Annotated in this window: 15 protein-coding genes; 10 read left to right on the forward strand and 5 right to left on the reverse strand. The window is 40.9% G+C overall.

What is annotated here, in order from left to right; translation table 11 throughout:
- Nucleotides 1-49: 49 nt before the first annotated feature.
- Nucleotides 50-2014 carry a fructose-specific PTS transporter subunit EIIC gene (locus HUS26_RS01775; protein ID WP_173915525.1) on the reverse strand — a complete coding sequence of 655 codons (1965 nt, stop codon included), beginning with the start codon at nt 2012-2014 and terminating at the stop codon, nt 50-52.
- A 154-nt stretch (nt 2015-2168) separates the two neighbouring features.
- On the opposite strand from HUS26_RS01775, the gene HUS26_RS01780 reads away from it, so the two are divergent.
- The gene (locus tag HUS26_RS01780) at nt 2169-2921 is read left to right on the forward strand and encodes a MurR/RpiR family transcriptional regulator (RefSeq protein ID WP_173915526.1); all 753 of its coding nucleotides are present in this window, start codon (nt 2169-2171) and stop codon (nt 2919-2921) included.
- A gap of 201 nt (nt 2922-3122) precedes the next feature.
- On the opposite strand, the gene gntK is transcribed toward HUS26_RS01780, so the two are convergent.
- From gntK to gnd, 3 genes are all read right to left on the reverse strand, one after another.
- A complete protein-coding gene (gene gntK, locus HUS26_RS01785) occupies nt 3123-4661 on the reverse strand; it encodes a gluconokinase (protein WP_254434116.1) in 1539 nt (512 codons plus the stop codon).
- Nucleotides 4662-4743: 82 nt separating this feature from the next.
- On the reverse strand, nt 4744-6099 hold the full coding sequence (locus tag HUS26_RS01790) for a gluconate:H+ symporter (RefSeq protein WP_173915528.1): 1356 nt from the start codon (nt 6097-6099) through the stop codon (nt 4744-4746).
- A gap of 39 nt (nt 6100-6138) precedes the next feature.
- A complete protein-coding gene (gene gnd / locus HUS26_RS01795) occupies nt 6139-7035 on the reverse strand; it encodes a phosphogluconate dehydrogenase (NAD(+)-dependent, decarboxylating) (protein WP_173915529.1) in 897 nt (298 codons plus the stop codon).
- A gap of 139 nt (nt 7036-7174) precedes the next feature.
- Between gnd and HUS26_RS01800 the strand changes: the two genes are divergently transcribed.
- Together HUS26_RS01800 and HUS26_RS01805 are read left to right on the forward strand one after the other, a co-directional pair.
- Nucleotides 7175-8029 (forward strand): MurR/RpiR family transcriptional regulator, encoded by an 855-nt coding sequence (locus tag HUS26_RS01800; protein ID WP_173915530.1) that lies wholly within the window; start codon nt 7175-7177, stop codon nt 8027-8029.
- Nucleotides 8030-8243: 214 nt separating this feature from the next.
- Nucleotides 8244-9818 (forward strand): glycosyltransferase, encoded by a 1575-nt coding sequence (locus tag HUS26_RS01805; RefSeq protein WP_173915531.1) that lies wholly within the window; start codon nt 8244-8246, stop codon nt 9816-9818.
- Nucleotides 9819-9855: 37 nt separating this feature from the next.
- Here HUS26_RS01805 and HUS26_RS01810 read toward each other — a convergent pair whose 3' ends face one another.
- Nucleotides 9856-10605 (reverse strand): sugar phosphate isomerase/epimerase, encoded by a 750-nt coding sequence (locus tag HUS26_RS01810; protein WP_173915532.1) that lies wholly within the window; start codon nt 10603-10605, stop codon nt 9856-9858.
- 430 nt (nt 10606-11035) lie between these two features.
- Here HUS26_RS01810 and HUS26_RS01815 point away from each other — a divergent pair, with 430 nt between their 5' ends.
- The 7 genes from HUS26_RS01815 (at nt 11036) to HUS26_RS01845 (ending at nt 18110) form a co-directional block, all read left to right on the forward strand.
- Nucleotides 11036-12325 carry an ABC transporter substrate-binding protein gene (locus HUS26_RS01815; RefSeq protein ID WP_173915533.1) on the forward strand — a complete coding sequence of 430 codons (1290 nt, stop codon included), beginning with the start codon at nt 11036-11038 and terminating at the stop codon, nt 12323-12325.
- 187 nt (nt 12326-12512) lie between these two features.
- On the forward strand, nt 12513-13373 hold the full coding sequence (locus HUS26_RS01820; RefSeq protein ID WP_173915534.1) for a carbohydrate ABC transporter permease: 861 nt from the start codon (nt 12513-12515) through the stop codon (nt 13371-13373).
- Nucleotides 13373-14197: a carbohydrate ABC transporter permease gene (locus HUS26_RS01825; RefSeq protein WP_173915535.1), complete on the forward strand. Its 825-nt coding sequence runs from the start codon at nt 13373-13375 to the stop codon at nt 14195-14197. The genes HUS26_RS01820 and HUS26_RS01825 overlap by 1 nt, the downstream gene beginning before the upstream one ends.
- A gap of 21 nt (nt 14198-14218) precedes the next feature.
- Entirely contained in the window at nt 14219-15256 is a 1038-nt protein-coding gene (locus HUS26_RS01830; RefSeq protein ID WP_173915536.1) for a LacI family DNA-binding transcriptional regulator, read from the forward strand.
- 27 nt (nt 15257-15283) lie between these two features.
- Complete coding sequence (locus tag HUS26_RS01835) at nt 15284-16003, forward strand: ThuA domain-containing protein (RefSeq protein WP_173915537.1); 720 nt, start codon at nt 15284-15286, stop codon at nt 16001-16003.
- A 30-nt stretch (nt 16004-16033) separates the two neighbouring features.
- On the forward strand, nt 16034-17065 hold the full coding sequence (locus HUS26_RS01840; RefSeq protein ID WP_173915538.1) for a Gfo/Idh/MocA family protein: 1032 nt from the start codon (nt 16034-16036) through the stop codon (nt 17063-17065).
- A 4-nt stretch (nt 17066-17069) separates the two neighbouring features.
- Nucleotides 17070-18110, forward strand: coding sequence for a Gfo/Idh/MocA family protein (locus HUS26_RS01845; RefSeq protein WP_173915539.1), 1041 nt, complete (start codon nt 17070-17072; stop codon nt 18108-18110).
- The last annotated feature ends 10 nt before the right edge of the window (nt 18111-18120 follow it).

The following is an 18120-nucleotide window of genomic DNA, read 5'->3' on the forward strand; positions in this document are numbered from 1 at the left end:
GGCAGCCCGTCTGAGGATTACTCAGACAGGCTGCACATCTATGGTTGTGTTAAATCTTAATACGGCCTTTTTTAATAAGCGCGTGACGAATAAAGATATTCGCAAGAGCAATAAATAGTGCACCCACGAAAAGGCCAATTAAATAGGACCAGATATTCTCGACCAGCGGCCATCCCCAGAAGGCTGGAAGCGGGTACCACTGTACCGCTCCAAGGAGAACGGCTGTGACTGAACCGATAATAGCACCGACAATGTTAATTGGAATGGTGATGATAGGGTTCCTCAGCATAAATGGGATAGCCCCTTCACTAATCGCGATAAAACCGAGCAGGATAGAAGTGTTTCCTGCAACACGCAAGTTCGCATCAAATACACGACGACCTACCACGAAACGGTCTAATACCGTAGCCAGTCCTAAACCAATTGGCGGAATAACTATGGCGAGCACACGTGCTGTTAATGGGAAAATTTCGTCTGCTGCTAATCCGATCGCAATGGCACCGGCTGCTTTATTAATTGGTCCGCCAAGGTCAAAGGCTGTAGCCGCTGCAATAATCGTAGATAGTACGACTTCTCCTGATTCTTGCGCTGACTCGATCGTTGTACGCAGCAGTTCATTTAACCCGCCGAAAACCGGGTCTACAACATAGAAGTTCAATAAGAAAATAGATAATACACTTATAGCCGGAATAATTAACATCGGCTTCATGGCTTGGAAGTTTTTATTGAGCTTAATTTTTTCATTTAAGAATCTTGCCAGATAACCTGCGGTTAATCCTAGAATTAAAGCGCCGAGGAAGCCGGAAGGAATACCCTCTTCAATTCCCCAATACTTATAGTGGACACCTGCAGCGAACATCCCGCCGATAAAACCTGGAACAATCCCTGTTCGGTCAGCCAATGAGTAGGCAGTGAAAGCAGCAAAAATAGGATACATAAACTGAAAGATCAAAAATCCGAATTTATCTAAATGATGTAAGATAACGAAAAGTTCATTGTCAGAAGTGGCATAACTCTGGTCATTGATCTCGTTAACAAGTCCAAATGGAATAGCTCCTAATTTAGCGATTCCCATCATTAAACCTGCTGCAACAATAACTGGAATCATATATGAAATACCCGTAAGGATCGCCTGCCCCATTTCTGCAAGGAATCCTTGGTTTTGCCGTGAAGTAGTTTCTTCCTCTTTGGAACCATTTCCTTCAATAATTCCATCAGGGTTATTTAAAGCTTTATCAAGCAGTTCTTCTCCGCGTTCAAGGGGAGCGGCAACTCTGGTTTGTACGTATGGAAGTCCTTTAAAGCGTTCTTTCCCTTTAGGAGAAATGTCTGTTGCAAAGACGACAGCATCTGCTTGTTCAATCATTTCTTTCGTATGTTCGTCTTCTAGACCATTGGCGCCCTGCTTTTCTGAAAAGACGCGGATGCCTTTTTTCTTACCGGCTTGTTCCATAGCTTCGGCAGCCATATAAGTGTGAGCAATTCCTGCCGCACAGGCTGTAATAACAAGAACAGTCTGGTTAGTGTCCTGAGGTGTTCCTTGATCTGAATTATCGGATTGATAATCTAATGCCTTTATAAATTCATTTGGGTTTTGGGCTTTCATGAGCTGTTCATAATAGCTTTTATCCATTAGCCGTGTGCTTAACTCAGCTAACAAGTTTAAGTGGGTAGAACCAGCTTCTCCTTCTGGAATAGCGAGTAAAAAGACTAGCTCTACTTTATTATCAGGGTCGATGCTTTCCCAATCATCTATCGGATTGGATAGACGAGCTACTGCAAAGCCAGCCTTTTTAACAGCTGAAGATTTGCCATGTGGGATCGCAAGTCCTGCTTCAAACCCCGTAGCTGAGAGCTTTTCTCTTTCCAGTACTTCATGATAAAAATCCTCTTTTGAGGAAAGATAACCAGCATTATATAATTGCTCAGTTAATTTCCAAATGACATCTTTTTTATTAGTGTCTAATAAATCAAACCGAACAAGAGCTTGATCCGTCATCTGTGCTAAGTTCATTCCAGTCACCTCTTTGCTTCATTTTTTTGTAAGTGTTTTCATTCCCTAATTTAGTTTTATCACAGGTAGAAGGGTGATGGTTGTACAGAAAATGTACAATTGTACATTTTTAATGCTATACTCTAAATAGTTTTGCCAGAGGAGGGCTTTTTAGGTGGGAGTTTTACTTGATGAATTTTCGACGAAGATTCCTTTGCTAACACACTCAGAGAAGCGAGTGCTTTACTATATTGAGCATCATTTTGAGGAGTCAAAGACTATGCCTTTGACTAAGATGGCAGAGGAAAATAGTGTGAGCACCACCACTATTATTCGGCTGTGTCACAAATTGGGTCTGGAAGGTTTTTCGGAGCTTAAATTTTTGCTGAAAAATTATGAGGCAGATGTCTTACCAGAAGAAATCGATCCAATTATGCGATATATGAAGGATGTGCAGCAAAGCTTATCCCAATTGAGTCCAGAAAGTTTAAAGAATATTGCTTCCTCTATTGATAAGGCTCAGCGGATTGTCATCTTATCTGTAGGATTGACCAAGATGATTGGAGAATACCTTAGCAAACGTTTAATGCAAATGAATTTGTCTTCGACTTACATTTATGAATCACATATGATCGATCTAATTAGTAACTGGATCAGTCAGGATGATCTCGTTATATTTATTTCATCCAGTGGTGAAACGGAAACATTAATTAATGCCTGTGAAAAGTTGGAACACTTAAATATTGATACAGCAGCGATAACGAACAACCCTGACAGCCCGCTGTATAAAATGTGCAGCCAGTCCGTCAGTGCTCCTGTTCAGAAGGTTGCATATGAAGGATATGATGTATCTAACCGATCTTCACTCGTGATGCTTGCAGATCTAACATTTGAGTATTATTTAAAACACTTATCTGAGAAAGCTTAAAAACTTCTTCCAATTAAATAGGAGGGAGTTTTTAAACTTGTAGAGAAGTCTCGTGGAAGAGAATACCACTCGCCTTCCGCGGCCTTTTTTCTCTTTCTAAAAACCATTATTGCGGAGCTCGATAAACGCTTCACTTATCTATTTCATACATACATCTATTCTCATAAAAACAACAAAAACTCCCTCAGAGGGAGTTTTTGTTTATTGGATATGTTTTCGCTGAAATTCTGCAATTGAATCGTATTCTTCGTTTAATAAACGAGAAAGGCGAATATAAATCGGCAGCAGTTCCCGATAAATGGAAGATGTACTTGGCTCTGGCTCATGAGTGTGAGTGGTGCCGATCATATCGGTTATGATGCTGAAGTCATCAATTTCTCCAGTAGCATACATGCCAAGCACTACCGCGCCTAAGCAGGAGCTTTCATAGCTTTCAGGAACAACGACAGGCTTGTCAAAAATATCAGTCATCATTTGTCGCCAGACGGTTGATCGTGCAAATCCTCCGGTTGCTTGAATACGTCTCGGTTCTCCCGTTAGTTCTTCTAAGGCCAGCAATACGGTATAAAGGTTGTAAATAATCCCTTCCAGTACGGCACGAACCATATGCTGTTTCTCATGGTGGATACTCAGGCCGAAGAAGGAGCCGCGGGCACTTGAGTTCCATAATGGAGCTCGTTCTCCTGTTAGGAATGGATGGAATATCAGGCCGTCAGAACCCGGGTTTACGTTGGTTGCTATTTTTGTCAGCACATCATAAGGGTCGATTCCTAAGCGCTTTGCTGTTTCAACTTCCGCTGCCGCAAACTCATCGCGCAGCCAGCGAAGCACCATTCCGCCATTATTAACAGGTCCGCCGATGACCCAGTGGTCTTCCGTTAAAGCATAGCAGAAGATTCTTCCTTTTGGATCGGTTTTAGGCTCACTGGTTACACTGCGGATCGCACCGCTTGTACCGATCGTTACCGCAATAACCCCTGGATCGATGGCATTGACTCCTAAATTAGACAATACACCATCACTGGCTCCGACAATAAACGGTGTTTTCTCAGCAAGCCCTAAGAACTGCTCATATTCTTTTTTCATGCCCGTAACATAGTGGGTTGTGGGGACTAATGTCGATAACTGTTCTTCTGTAATCCCGGCTACTTGAAGAGCTTCTTCATCCCAGGCAAGACCTTTTAAGTTAAATAACCCTGTCGCTGAAGCGATCGAATGATCTACAATATAATCTCCAAAAAGCTTGTGGAATACGTATTCTTTAATCGAAATAAACTTAGCAGCCTTGTTAAATATCTCCGGCTTTTCGGTCCTCAGCCAGACTAATTTTGACAGGGGAGACATCGCATGGATCGGTGTTCCTGTACGAAGGTAGATTTCATGGCCATTTTGATTCTCTTTAATGTCTGTTGCATAGGCGGCGCTTCGCGTATCCGCCCATGTTATGCTGTTCGTTAATAAAGCACCGTTATCATCTACAGCGATTAGGCTGTGCATCGCAGAACTGAAAGAAGCAAACTGAATCTCACTGCTCGCCACACCGCTTTTTCGAATGGTATCTCTTATCGTTCCAAGAACTGCCTCAAATATCTCTTCTGGATTCTGTTCCGCGACTAAAGGATTTGGTGTATGTAAAGGATAATTTATCGTATGCTGCGCCAGCACTTCTCCTTTTTTATTAAAAAGTACAGATTTAGTACTTGTGGTGCCAATATCAACACCTAAGTAATAGGATTGCATGAGTTTAACCTCCATCAAACTTAATTTTTTTTGCAGAGAAAAGGGATAGACGAGGCTATCCCTTTTTTAGTTATCATTTATTTTACGCTATAAACAAGCTGATGACGAATACAACTGCAAATCCTACAAAACCAATGATGGTTTCCATGACAGTCCAGGATTTTAAAGTATCTTTTACATCAAGTCCGAAATAGCGGTTAACGAGCCAGAAACCGGAGTCGTTAACGTGAGAGAAAACAGTAGCCCCGGAAGCAATAGAGATTACCAATAAACCAAGCATAGGTCCATCAAGGCCTAACGTTTCAATCAGCGGAGAAATCAATCCGGCTGCTGTTACCATAGCTACCGTTGCAGAACCTTGGGCCAATCGTACGGCCGTTGAAATCACAAACGCAAGCAGAACAGGTGGTAAAGCGGATTCGATCATAATATTACCTAATACATCACCAACACCAGAATCGATTAGTACTTGTTTAAATACACCACCGGCCCCGGTTACAAGAATGATAATACCGGCTGGTTCTAATGCTTTCGTAGCAATATCCTGAACATCCTGGCGTGTATAGCCTCGCTTAGTACCAAGGAAAGTGAAGGTAAGTAAAGTCGCAATTGTTAAAGCCACAAACGGATGGCCGAAAAACGTAGCGATGCTTCTAAAAGTATTTCCTTCTGGGAGTAATACATCTGAAATCGTGTTCACAAGAATCAACACTAATGGAACTAGAATTAAGCTGGCGATCAGGCCAAACCCGGGCAGTTCTTTGTCATACCCTTTTTTCGGTTCTTCATTGTCACCTTCCATATAATCAGGAACGCCTACATTGATTTTTGAAGCAATGTATCGTCCAAAAAGAGGGCCTGCTAGAATCATTGCAGGTAAACCGGCAATGGCACCGAATAGGATAACCCAGCCAAGATCGGCACCGACTAAATCAGCAACAGCAATCGGCCCTGGCGTAGGAGGGATGAAACTGTGGGTAACAGCCAAACCAGCTAATAATGGAATCCCATAGTATAAAACAGACTTTCCTGCTTTTTTTGCCAAACCGTAAACAATTGGTACAAGGATGATAAAACCTACGTCGAAAAATACAGGGATAGCTACAAGGAAACCGGTAATTCCCAGTGCCCATTGAGCTTTATCTTCCCCAAACTTCGCAATTAGTGTTTGAGCCAGTCTTTCCGCTCCTCCTGAAATTTCAAGGAGTTTCCCAAACATCGCACCTAAACCAACAACAATGGCAACGAACCCAAGAGTTCCTCCCATACCGGCTTCCATGGAACCAATAACATCACCAAGGGGCATTCCTGCGGCGATACCTACCATTAAACTTACAAGCAATAGGGCAACAAAGGCATGGAGTTTTGTTCGAATTACTAAAAATAACAATAGAAATATACCAGTTATGGCTACAAAAATTAACGATACATCTGACATTTCAATTCCTCCTTAAACGCTTTCAAAATGAATAAAAACTTAATTTTTAACGACAGCATGTCCTCCGAACTCGTTTCGTAAAGCTGCGACGACTTTTCCAGAAAAAGTGTCATTTTCCTGGGAACGATACCTCATCATTAAAGAGAGGGCGATAATAGGAGCAGAGGTCTGCAGATCAAGCGCTGTTTCCACCGTCCACTTTCCTTCACCTGAGGAATCCATAATTCCTCGAAGATCTTCCAATTTGGCATCTTTGGAAAACGCCTGTTCCATCAGTTCCATCAGCCAGGAGCGGACAACTGATCCGTGGTTCCATACCCGGGCAACTTGCTCATAGTCATAATCGAATTCACTCTTATGTAGGATGTCAAAACCTTCGCCAATCGCCTGCATCATGCCATACTCGATTCCGTTATGAACCATTTTCAGAAAATGACCGCTTCCTGTTTTGCCTGTATAAAGGTAACCATTTTCTATGCAAACGTCTTCAAAAATGGGTTCAATATGGTTAAATTTATCAGGATGACCGCCAATCATAGTACAGGCACCTTCACGAGCTCCATCAGTTCCGCCGCTTGTTCCGCAATCAAAGAAATAAATTCCCTGTTCTTCAAGGCTTTCTGAACGACGAAGAGTGTCTTTGTAATTGGAATTTCCGCCATCGATTATCATGTCGCCAGGTTCGAGATGTTTCGTTAGTTCAGAAATTGTACTTTCAGTTATATCTCCCGCTGGTACCATCAGCCAAACGACTCTAGGTTTTGGCAGCTCTCGGATGAGGTTTTCTAATGAATCGGCAAAGGAAAAATTTTCGTTCGAAATTTTTTCCTTTATCGTAACGTCCTTATCAAAACCCGCCACCTCATGTTGATGGTCAAGTAAGTTCAAGGTTAAGTTAAAGCCCATCTTTCCCAGGCCAACCATACCAATTTTCATAAGTTGTTCCTCCTGTTAGAAAAAGAATATTTTTTTATCTAACGAGAATTATATCAAATTTTTTTTCATATACAACATATTTATAAAATATTTTTTCGTATATAATAGTATTAATGAACTAAACAGAGGTGTCGCTATTATGGAAAATGAAGCCCAGCATGGTTTAGCCAGGATTAGAAGTCATTATGGAAGGTTCAGCGATAAAGAGAAAAAAATTGCCGATTACATTTTGGATAATCCCGAAATCATTATTCATCATACAATCAACCAAGTGGCAGATGAGTTAAGTGTGGCTGAATCTACCGTTTTTCGTTTTTGTAAGAGAATAGGTTTTAAAGGATATCAGGCTTTTAAAATAGCCTTAGCTGCAGAAATCGTAACGCCCATTAAAGACATTCACGAGGAAATTACAGATGGAGACAGTATCGGGACCGTATCTGAGAAGGTATTTCGTTCTAATAACAAAACGCTCGACAGCACGCTGCAGATTCTAGACGGGGCCTCAATGGAGAAAGCGGTCCAGTCAATTCTGGGGGCAAAAAAACTGGAGTTTTACGGTTGCGGCGGGTCCGCAGCCGTAGCATTGGACAGCTACCACAAATTTATCCGGACAGGTATACCTGTAGGGACACAGTTGGATTCCCATATGCAGTTAATGTCTGCTTCCCAGCTGACAGAGGAAGATGTGGCGATTATAATATCCCACTCAGGGACCACAAAGGATTCTTTAGATGTGCTGCAGGTTTTAAAAGACCGTCATGTAAAAACAATTGCAATTACAAACTTCGCTAAATCGCCATTAACGAAGAAGGCTGACATTTGCCTCTATACCGTTTCGGAGGAAACCGACTTTCGTTCAGAAGCATTTTCTTCTAGAATTGCACAGTTGAGTATCATTGATGCTTTATATACGAATGTAATGATAGCCCAGCAGAGTAAAGGAAAACAGGCGATTGCACAGATGAGAAAGGCAATGGCTTTAAAGAGGCTTTAAAAAGAAACAGGACTTATCCCGCTTCTTTTTTATTAGGGGCTGTTAAAACTGAAAGCGATCAGGCTTCCTTTTTATGGACATAAACTTCCCTATGGGAAAGGTGAGAATTGACATTGTTTATGGTTTAGAAAATGGGGAATTAAAAGGATGTCACGTGCAAATAACTAACATCTTACGAATCATTTTAGAAAATTCATAATAAGCAGGTGAAATCATGGACAAAAAACAGCCTATTTTCTTTCTCATGAACTCTATTGATTTAGTACGCGGCGGTTTAACAAAAGCTTCTTTAAAGCAGGCTTCTACGTTTGCTGAAATGGGCTTTGAAGTTTATATGCTGACGTTTAACTATAACCTCAACTACCCTGGTATCCGTAAAGAACTGATTGAAATGGACAAGATCCATCCGAAGGTAACGATCCTCAACCAATATGAAGAACTGGACGGCCATATTAACAAAAACCCCAGCCGGAAAACATTGAAGAAGGCTACGCTTAAGGATCTGGCGGATGGAGGAGTGATCGATAAGCGGAAAGGAAAAAATGCTTATCGTATCTATCAAAACGGAATGTATGTGAAATACATTGATTACGGAGAAGATGATCATCTTCGCTTTATCGATTATTTCAATGAAAATAGATACCGGACAAAGCGGGAGGAATACGATCCTAAAGGACACATTAAACGTGTGAGCTACATGGATTTTCAAAAAAACAAACCTTGCCAGATCATCTATTATAATCAAAAAGGCAATGCTTACCTGTCTGAGTGGGTTAACCCTAATACGGGTGAGCTGACACGTATTAATAAATTCGACCCAAAAACCGGTGAAGTGACGAAAAAATATAGAGATGGTTCGGTACAATTTAAAACAGACTGGGTTAACCAGCTGTTAAAAAACTATAAAGATCCAGTGATTGTTTCTGATACAAGAAGCACAGATGAAATTCTAGCTAAAGTTGACAGCAGTCTTTCTGTGAAATTGTGGCGTCTCCACAGCAGCCATGTTCACTATCCATTTGACCAGAATGGTGAAATTGCAACGAAGGTTAAAACAGGGATTGAAAATCTCGATAACTATGACGGAGCCCTTGTTTTAACAGAACAGCAGCGACAGGACTTAATTAAAAGGTTTGGCCGTGAAGACTTCTTTCATACGGTGCCTCATTATCATGAATGCAAACAGAAAAATGGAATTAAAAAGCTGTTGACTAAAGACGATAAAACCGATCCAACTACCGCTGTCGTTGTCAGCAGGTTATCTACTTTAAAGAGAATAGATCATCCGATCAAAGCTTTTAAAAAAGTAGCAGAAGCTGTCCCGCATGCTAAGCTGGAAATCTGGGGAACAGGCACAGAAGAAGAAAAGCTGAAAAAGCTAATAATAGATCTAAATCTCGAGGACCATGTGAGTGTTAAAGGATATACTCATGATCCAGATGATGTTTATCAACGGGGATTGTTTTCTGTTCTTACTTCTAAAAGCGAAGGTTTTGCCCTGTCAGTATTAGAAAGCGCGGCAAACCGGACGCCTGTTGTCAGCTATAATGTCAGGTATGGCCCTGAAGATTTAATCATGCACAATGAAACAGGAAAGCTGGTGGAAGATAAAAACATCAATGCACTAGCTGATGAAATGATTGATCTTTTCCAAAACCCTAAAAGAACCAAGGAGATGGGAGAGAGAGCAGCAGCGTTTATACAAGAAAATTTTAATAAAGAAATCTATAAAGAAAAATTCCTCTTAGCAATAGAAAAGGCGGAGGATAATAAGAAAGCAGCGAAATAAGAAAAAAGGAACAGCCGCTTTTAAGGCTGTTCCTTTTTTATGCGATTCCTTTTTTCTTCAAATAATTTATGCTTATTTCTAAACTCTCAAGAGGGGTTAGACGGCTGGCATCCTGCTCGACAATCCACCATTTTACACCGGCAGCCTCACCTTTAGTTAATACAGCCTCGAGATCAACTCCGCCCGTTCCAAGTTCGGCAAAAAACTGCTCTTCATCTGTCGTCATATCTTTTAAGTGGATGAGCGGCGTTCGTCCCTGGTAGCGGTCGATCCAAGCTGCGGGATCCTGTCCTGCTTTTTGCAGCCAGTAGATATCCAACTCAGCTTTTAAATCTGCTGGCTCTACATCATCAAAAATAGTTTCCAGTGCAGTCCTTCCATCAGAAAGCTTGTCTAATTCAAAATCATGGTTGTGGTAACAAAGAGTGATTCCTTCTAGGCGACACATCTCCCCGGCACGTTTCAAAACACCGATCAGCTTAATGTAATCCGCCTCGCCCTCAGGTTCAAAATATGGGCAGACAATATACTCACTGCCCAAAGTTTTTTGAACTTCAATTACTTGAGTGAGGTTATTTTTGATTTGCTCTAATGGAACATGACTAGATACGGCCTTTAATCCAAGTTCGTCTAAAAGCTGTTTCATTTCAGAAGCGGTATAGCTTCCGAGCCCGGCAAACTCTACTCCGGCAAATCCCAAATCTGCTACTTTTCTTAACGTACCTTCAAAATCCTTCTCTGTTTCTTTTCTTAACGTATATAGCTGTACTGCGGTTGGAATGGCCATTCTATGAATCCCTCTTTTCTATGTAATAGATATACACTTCGATCATACATAATAAATTTCAGAAAACCAAACATTCAGCAAAATTTGCCAATATATTATTTTTATTCTTATAAAAGCGTTTTCTAGATAAGTGAAAAATATTTCGAAAAATCATGTTGTGTTTAAATATTGTCCATGTTATAGTTTATTTAATGAATTTGTGCAAACGTATTCACAAAACGCTTTCATTGTTTATATCAATAATAGTTAAGCGTATTCGCAGTTTTGTGCACGGTGACGCATGTGTAAATGCAAACGAGTGCACTCTGCATGCATTACTATTATTATTATGTGAAACTAGTAATCTTTAGCTGGTTCCATAAATTTTTCAGTGGATATTGGAAGCGCATTCAATTCATTGTTACACAGAAAAAATAGGGGAGTGTGTTACATGAAGAAAAAATTGTTTACTGGATTAGCTTCTGCTGCGTTAGCAACAACAGTTCTGGCGGGATGTTCTTTTTCTTCCGGAGGTTCTGAAGAAGCATCTGAAGATCAAGTTACAGTAGATGTCTTTCAATTTAAAGTAGAATTTAAGGATCAGTTTGAAGAACTGGTATCCATGTATGAGGAAGAGAATCCTGACGTTAATATAAACGTTAAAACAGTAGGCGGCGGTAATGATTACGGCCAATCTTTAAAGACTTCATTCTCATCTGGTGAAGAGCCTGATATTTTCAACGTAGGCGGCCCTACAGATGTAGACGAATATGAGGATTACTTAGCAGACCTTTCTGACACTGAAGCAGCAGGAGCCGCGCTTGAAGGTACTCTTACTTCAGTTGATAGAGACGATAAGATTCTAGGTCTTCCGTTTAACCAGGAAGGATACGGCATCTTATACAATAAAGAAATATTTGAAAAAGCTGGTGTTGATCCAGAATCTATTAAAACAATGGATGATTTAGAAGAAGCAGTACAAACGATCGATGAGCAGAAAGAAGATTTAGGAATTGAAGCACCATTCGCTCTACCAGGAAAAGAAAAGTGGGTTATGGGTAACCACTTAGCGAACACTTACCTTGCTGATGAGTTTAACCACAGTGTTCAGGAAGCTTATGAAGCAGAAACTGTAGAATTTGCAATGGGCGATCAAATGAAGCGTTTCCTTGATCTTCAAGCAGAAAACTCTATCCAGCCTGTACTTAGCCTGGACTATTCTCAACAAGTAGAAGAACATTTCTCTCTTGGTAACGTAGCAATGATTCAGCAAGGAAACTGGGTGTATAACACGATCGAATCTATGGACCCTGAGTTTGCTGAAAACAATGTAGGACTACTTCCAATTCCTGTTGAAGGATATGAAGGCAAAGTTCCTGTAGGAGTGCCAAACTATTGGGTAGTAAACAAAGAGTCTGGAGATGAAGTTGTGCAAGCAAGTAAAGACTTCTTAGACTGGATGTACACATCTGAAGAAGGCAAGAAGTTTGTAACCGAACAGTTCAAGTTTATCCCTGCTTATGAAGGATATGAAGATCAAGAGATTGCTGATCCAATTTCTAAAGAAATCTATGAATATGCATCTAATGGCAATACATTAGGATGGGTCTTCCTAGGAGCTCCGACTGGCTGGACGGAAGATGCTTTAGGAACTGCGATGCAAAGCTACCTTGGTGGAGATATCACTTGGGAAGAAGTTGAAAAGAGAGCAATTGAAGATTGGGAAAGCTCCCGTCAATAATAATTTTAAGTCAACAAGGGTTGGAACATACTCTTGTTGACTTCCATAATATCTTTTCTATTAAGTTGTTTATAAGTATAAACAGCCTAATAGATGAGATGTTTCAAATGTTATGAAATCGATCTCATAAAATATTCCACAAATTTCGCTATACATAGCGCATTCAATTTAGGAGGGCGGTTATCGCATGAAAAATAAAAGCTTTGCTTTTTGGCTCTTCATGGCTCCGGTAATTTTAGGTTTAGGTATCGTCGTTGTTATCCCTTTCATCTATGGATTTATTTATTCCTTTACAGATTGGAATGGGCTAAGAGCAGGAGAATTCCTTGGACTGCAGAACTATATTAACCTATTTCAGGAAAGAGGGTTTATCAACGCAGTTTGGTTTACTACCAAATTTGCTGTAGTAGCCGTATTTTTACTTAATATTTTCGGACTGGCACTTGCCTTAATAGTTACTCGTAATATTAAATCAAACAATCTGCTGCGAACTATATTCTTTATGCCGAACTTAATTGGCGGATTGATTCTCGGTTTTATTTGGCAGTTCATTTTTATCAGCGTGTTTGGTGACATCGCAAACCTTACAGGAATTGAAGGCCTTAATGGCTGGTTATCAACTGCCAATACAGGTTTCTGGGGAATCGTCATCTTAACGTGCTGGCAGATGGCAGGCTACATCATGATTATCTATATTGCTTACCTGGAGAATATTCCAAAAGACTTAATCGAGGCCGCTAAGATTGATGGGGCAAGTGCATTTCAGAGATTTAAAAATATCACTTTCCCCTTAGTTGCACCTGCATTCACAATCAGCATGTTCTTAACGCTTTCTATGTCTTTTAAAATTTACGACCAAAACTTGTCCCTTACGAATGGGGGACCGGCCAACCAGACAGAAATGGTGGCAATGGACATCGTAAATACCGCTTTCTCAGATAATGACATGGCATATGCCCAGGCGAAAGCCGTTATTTTCTTCTTGATTGTATCCGTCGTAGCTTTAACCCAAGTGTATTACAACAAGAAGCGGGAGGTTGAGATGTAATGAAGAAAAACAATGAAAAAAGAAATTTATTCTCAATCGAAGTGCTGGGGATTATCCTGGGTCTTCTGTGGATTGCCCCGTTTTATCTAATGATCGTTAATGCTTTTAAGACAAAGCGAGATATTTTTTCAGGCGTACTGGGATTGCCTGAAGAGTGGATTACTCAAAACTTCGTAGAAGCTTTTATCGACTTAGAGTTTCTTAAATCTTTGTTTAACTCGGTTATGATTACTGTCTTAAGTGTTGCGGTAATTATCGTCTTCTCAGCGATGGCCGGGTATGCCCTGCAGAGGAATAAAAGTAAGCTGAGCGGATTCATGTTTTTCGTATTTGTAGCTGCGATGCTTATTCCGTTCCAGTCGGTTATGATCCCGCTTATTGCATTGTTTGGCCAGGCGGACATGTTAAACGCCGGTGGATTAATTTTCATGTACTTAGGCTTTGGATGCAGTCTTTCCATTTTCCTATATCATGGGGCGATGACAGGGGTATCTAAATCAATGGATGAAGCTGCGATTATTGATGGAGCTAACCGTTTCCAATTGTTCTGGTTTATCATTTTCCCTCTGCTCAAACCAATCTCTGTAACGGTGGGAATCTTAAATGTTATCTGGATTTGGAATGATTATCTCCTTCCTTCTCTAGTACTAAATGAGTCAAATGCAACGATTCCTTTGAAAATGTTCTATTTCTTCGGACAGTATACGAAGCAATGGCACTTAGCTCTGGCTGGATTAACGATTGCAATCATTCCGGTTATCATCGGCTATTTCTTTGCCCAGAAACAAATCATTCAGGGAGTATCTGAAGGTGCTGTTAAATAATAGTTAAGGAGTGGATGAAAATTGTCAGTCACTATCAAAGATGTTGCAAAACAAGCAAATGTGGCTCCATCCACTGTCTCCCGAGTAATATCTGACAGCCCAAGAATCAGCGAAGACACCAAGAAAAGAGTACGGAAAGTCATGGAAGAAATGGGCTACCATTTAAACATTAATGGCCGCGTTCTCGTCCGACAGTCTACGCAAACAATTGGGATTGTGATGAAGGACTCAGCAACTCATTCATTTGAGAACCCGTTCTTCTCCGAAATTCTAAAGGGGATAAGTGGTTCATGTCATGCAAAGGATTACAGTATTAATTTAACAACGGGTGAATCGCAGGAAGCGATCTTCCAGGATGTCATTAAAATGGTTCAAGGCAAACGCGTAGATGGAATTATTGTCTTGTATTCAAGGGAAGACGATCCAGTTGTTCCTTATTTAATGGAACGTAACTTTCCTTTTGTAGTAGTAGGTAAGCCGTTATTTGGAGCAAATAAACATATGTACGTCGATAACGACAATGTAGAGGCCAGTCGAGAAGCAACCAATCACCTTATTAACCTGGGGCATAGAAGACTTGGCTTTATCGGCGGCGATTTGAAATTTGAGGTTGCAAAAGATCGGCTTACGGGATTTAAACAGGCTGCCAAAGATAATGGAATCAAGAAAGCAGATCAATTTATTCTCAGCATGGATTTAAATAATCCTATAACAAATGGCAAGAAGATTGTCAGTGAGCTGATGGCGCTTCCCAATCGGCCTACTGCATTACTCGTAACAGATGACTATAACGGATTAACAGTAATATCCGCCTTTCAGGAGCACAATTTAAAAGTGCCCGATGATGTAAGCATTATCGGGTTTAACAATACAATGATTGCTAAGCTGGCCAATCCGCCTTTAACAACAGTAGATACAAATCCATACCAGCTGGGCTTCCAATCATCCAATAGTTTAATAGATATTTTACGTGATCCTTCGGCTTTAAAAAGAGGTGTAATTATTCCTACTACTATTGTGGAAAGGGAATCTTGCAAAGCTGTCAAAATTGTTCAATAACAAATCAATACCAAAGGAGAGAGAGAAATGAACATAACAGTATGGAATGAATTTAGACATGAAAAAGAAGATCAAGTGGTAGCAGATATTTATCCGGAAGGTATTCACGGCGCAATTGCCGGGTTTCTTGAAGAAGAAGATCATATCGTACGCACAGCTACGTTAGATGAGGAAGAGCACGGTTTAACGGATGAAGTACTAAATAATACGGATGTTCTCGTATGGTGGGGCCACAAAGCTCACGAGGAAGTCAAAGAAGAGATTGCTGAGAAAGTAAAACAGCGTGTACTTGATGGAATGGGGCTTGTCGTCCTTCACTCTGCTCATTTCTCTAAAGTATTTAAGAAGCTAATGGGAACGGGATGCGACTTGAAATGGCGTGAAGCTGATGATAAAGAACGTATCTGGGTAGTAGACCCAACTCACCCGATTTCCGAAGGTCTTGGAGAGTATATTGATATTGAGAAGGAAGAAATGTACGGAGAGCATTTCGATATTCCAACACCTGACGAGCTCGTATTTGTCAGCTGGTTTGAAGGCGGAGAAGTGTTTAGAAGCGGAGCGACGTTCAAGCGCGGCCGTGGGAAGATTTTCTACTTCCGTCCAGGACATGAAACTTATCCAACCTACTATCACAAAGACGTACAAAAAGTTATCCAAAACGGCGTAAAATGGGCGTACAACGGCGGTACTCCTAAACATGTATATGGAAATGCTAAACCTCTGGAAAAAATTTCAGAAAAATAATTGGTAATGATTTAAGAGGAGGAAATGTAAATGACACAGTTAAAAGTAGCAGTAATCGGCTGTGGTAGTATTGCCCAGAATCGTCACCTGCTGGAATATGAAGCGAATGAAAATGTTGATATTACAGCTGTCTGTGATATTGTCGAAGAGCGTGCAATGGTAACAGCAGAAGCATTTGGTGCTCATTCTTATACGGATTATGAAGAACTTCTTAATAAAGAAGAGGTCGACCTTGTAAGTGTCTGCTTACCTAACTACTTACACGCACCTGTTTCTATTGCAGCCTTAAATGCAGGAGCTCATGTTCTTTGCGAAAAGCCGATGGCAACTTCCCGTCAGGAATCAAATGAAATGATTGAAGCAGCAGAACGCAATGGAAGAAAGCTCATGATTGCTCATAACCAGCGATTTGTACCTTCTCATCAGAAGGCAAAACAAATAATCGAAGCCGGAGAAATCGGCAAAGTATACAGCTTCCGCACGACATTCGGACACGGCGGTCCTGAAGGCTGGAGTGCGGATGGCATGAACAGCTGGTTCTTTAAAGAAGACGAAGCGTTTATTGGTGCAATGGGAGACCTTGGCGTACATAAAGCGGATCTGCTACGCCACATTCTTGGAGAAGAATTTACCGATGTAGCAGGATTTGTTGAAAACAATGCAAAACGTGATATTACAGTAGATGATAACGCTGTATGTATCCTTCGTACAGGCAGCGGAATTGTTGGAACGCTTACAGCAAGCTGGGCTTACAATGCAGGTGAAGATAATTCGACTGTTATTTACGGAGAAAAAGGGATTCTGCGTTTAGAAGATGATCCAACGTACTCTTTAGTTGCTCAATATTCTAATGGAGACACTGTTAAATATGAACTGGGCCAGATCCAATCCAATGATTCAGGCGGCCAGACAAGCACAGGTGTTATAGACCATTTTGTAGAATCCGTGCTTGAAGATAAGCAGCCTCTGATTGACGGAGAAGAAGGAAAGCGTTCTCTGGAAGTTATCATTGCTGCGCTGGAATCAAGTGAGTCAGGTAAAATCACGAAAGTAGAGAAGTGATGATATGGCGAAGTTAAAAATGGGAGTCATCGGAGTTGGCGGGATTGCTCAGGAGCGGCATATCCCTGCTTACTCTGGTATGCAGGATATAGTAGAATTAACAGCTCTTCAGGACATTAATGTAGAGCGAGCTAAAGAAGCTGCTGAAAACTTTCAAATTCCTCACGTTTTTGAGAACTATAACGAGCTGTTTAAAGAAGTAGATGCTGTTACGATTTGTACCCCAAATAAATTCCATTCTGAAATCGCTATTGCTGCTTTAGAAGCTGGCGTACATGTACTGGTAGAGAAGCCAATGGCTATTACTGCAGAAGAATGTCAAGCAATGATCGCAGCCGCTCAGAAAAATGACCGGTTACTTTCCATTGCCTATCACTATCGTTTTACACCGGAAGGAAAGCTCGGAAAAGAAGCGATTATTAACGGGGAGATTGGTGAACCGCTTGTTACTAGAGTCCAGGCCATGCGCCGTCGCAAAGTACCTGGCTGGGGAGTTTTCACAAATAAAGATCTGCAGGGGGGCGGCAGCTTAATCGATTTTGGCTGTCACTTACTGGATTTAGCCTTATGGCTGCTTGATGATCCAAAGCCTGTTGAAGTTATCGGGAAAACTTACGACAAATTAAGCAAGACGCCGGGTCAGGTAAATGACTGGGGTGCCTTTGATCACGAAACTTTTAATGTCGACGACCATGTAACAAGCTATATTACTTTTGAAAATGGTATGTCCCTTCAGTTTGAATGTTCGTGGGCAGCCAATATTAAAGAAGATTATACAGCTCTTAGCGTTTCAGGAGTCGATGGCGGAATGGACGTCTATCCGTTTCAGCTTTACCAGACAAAATACGGAACGGTATGGAACAGCCAGCCTAATTTGAAAGAAGCGAATTTAAGCCCTGGCTTTTACCAGGCCAAAAATTTCGTAGACAGCTGTTTAGGAAATGATGAGTTGGTCGTTAAGCCGGAGCAGGCTTTGAAGGTTACGAAATTAATGGAAGCTATCTATAAAAGTAGTGAAATTGGTTCAAGTGTGAAGTTAACTTAATCGAGGAGGT

The sequence above is a fragment of the Halobacillus sp. Marseille-Q1614 genome, assembly GCF_902809865.1.
In the GTDB taxonomy this organism is placed as follows: domain Bacteria; phylum Bacillota; class Bacilli; order Bacillales; family Halobacillaceae; genus Halobacillus_A.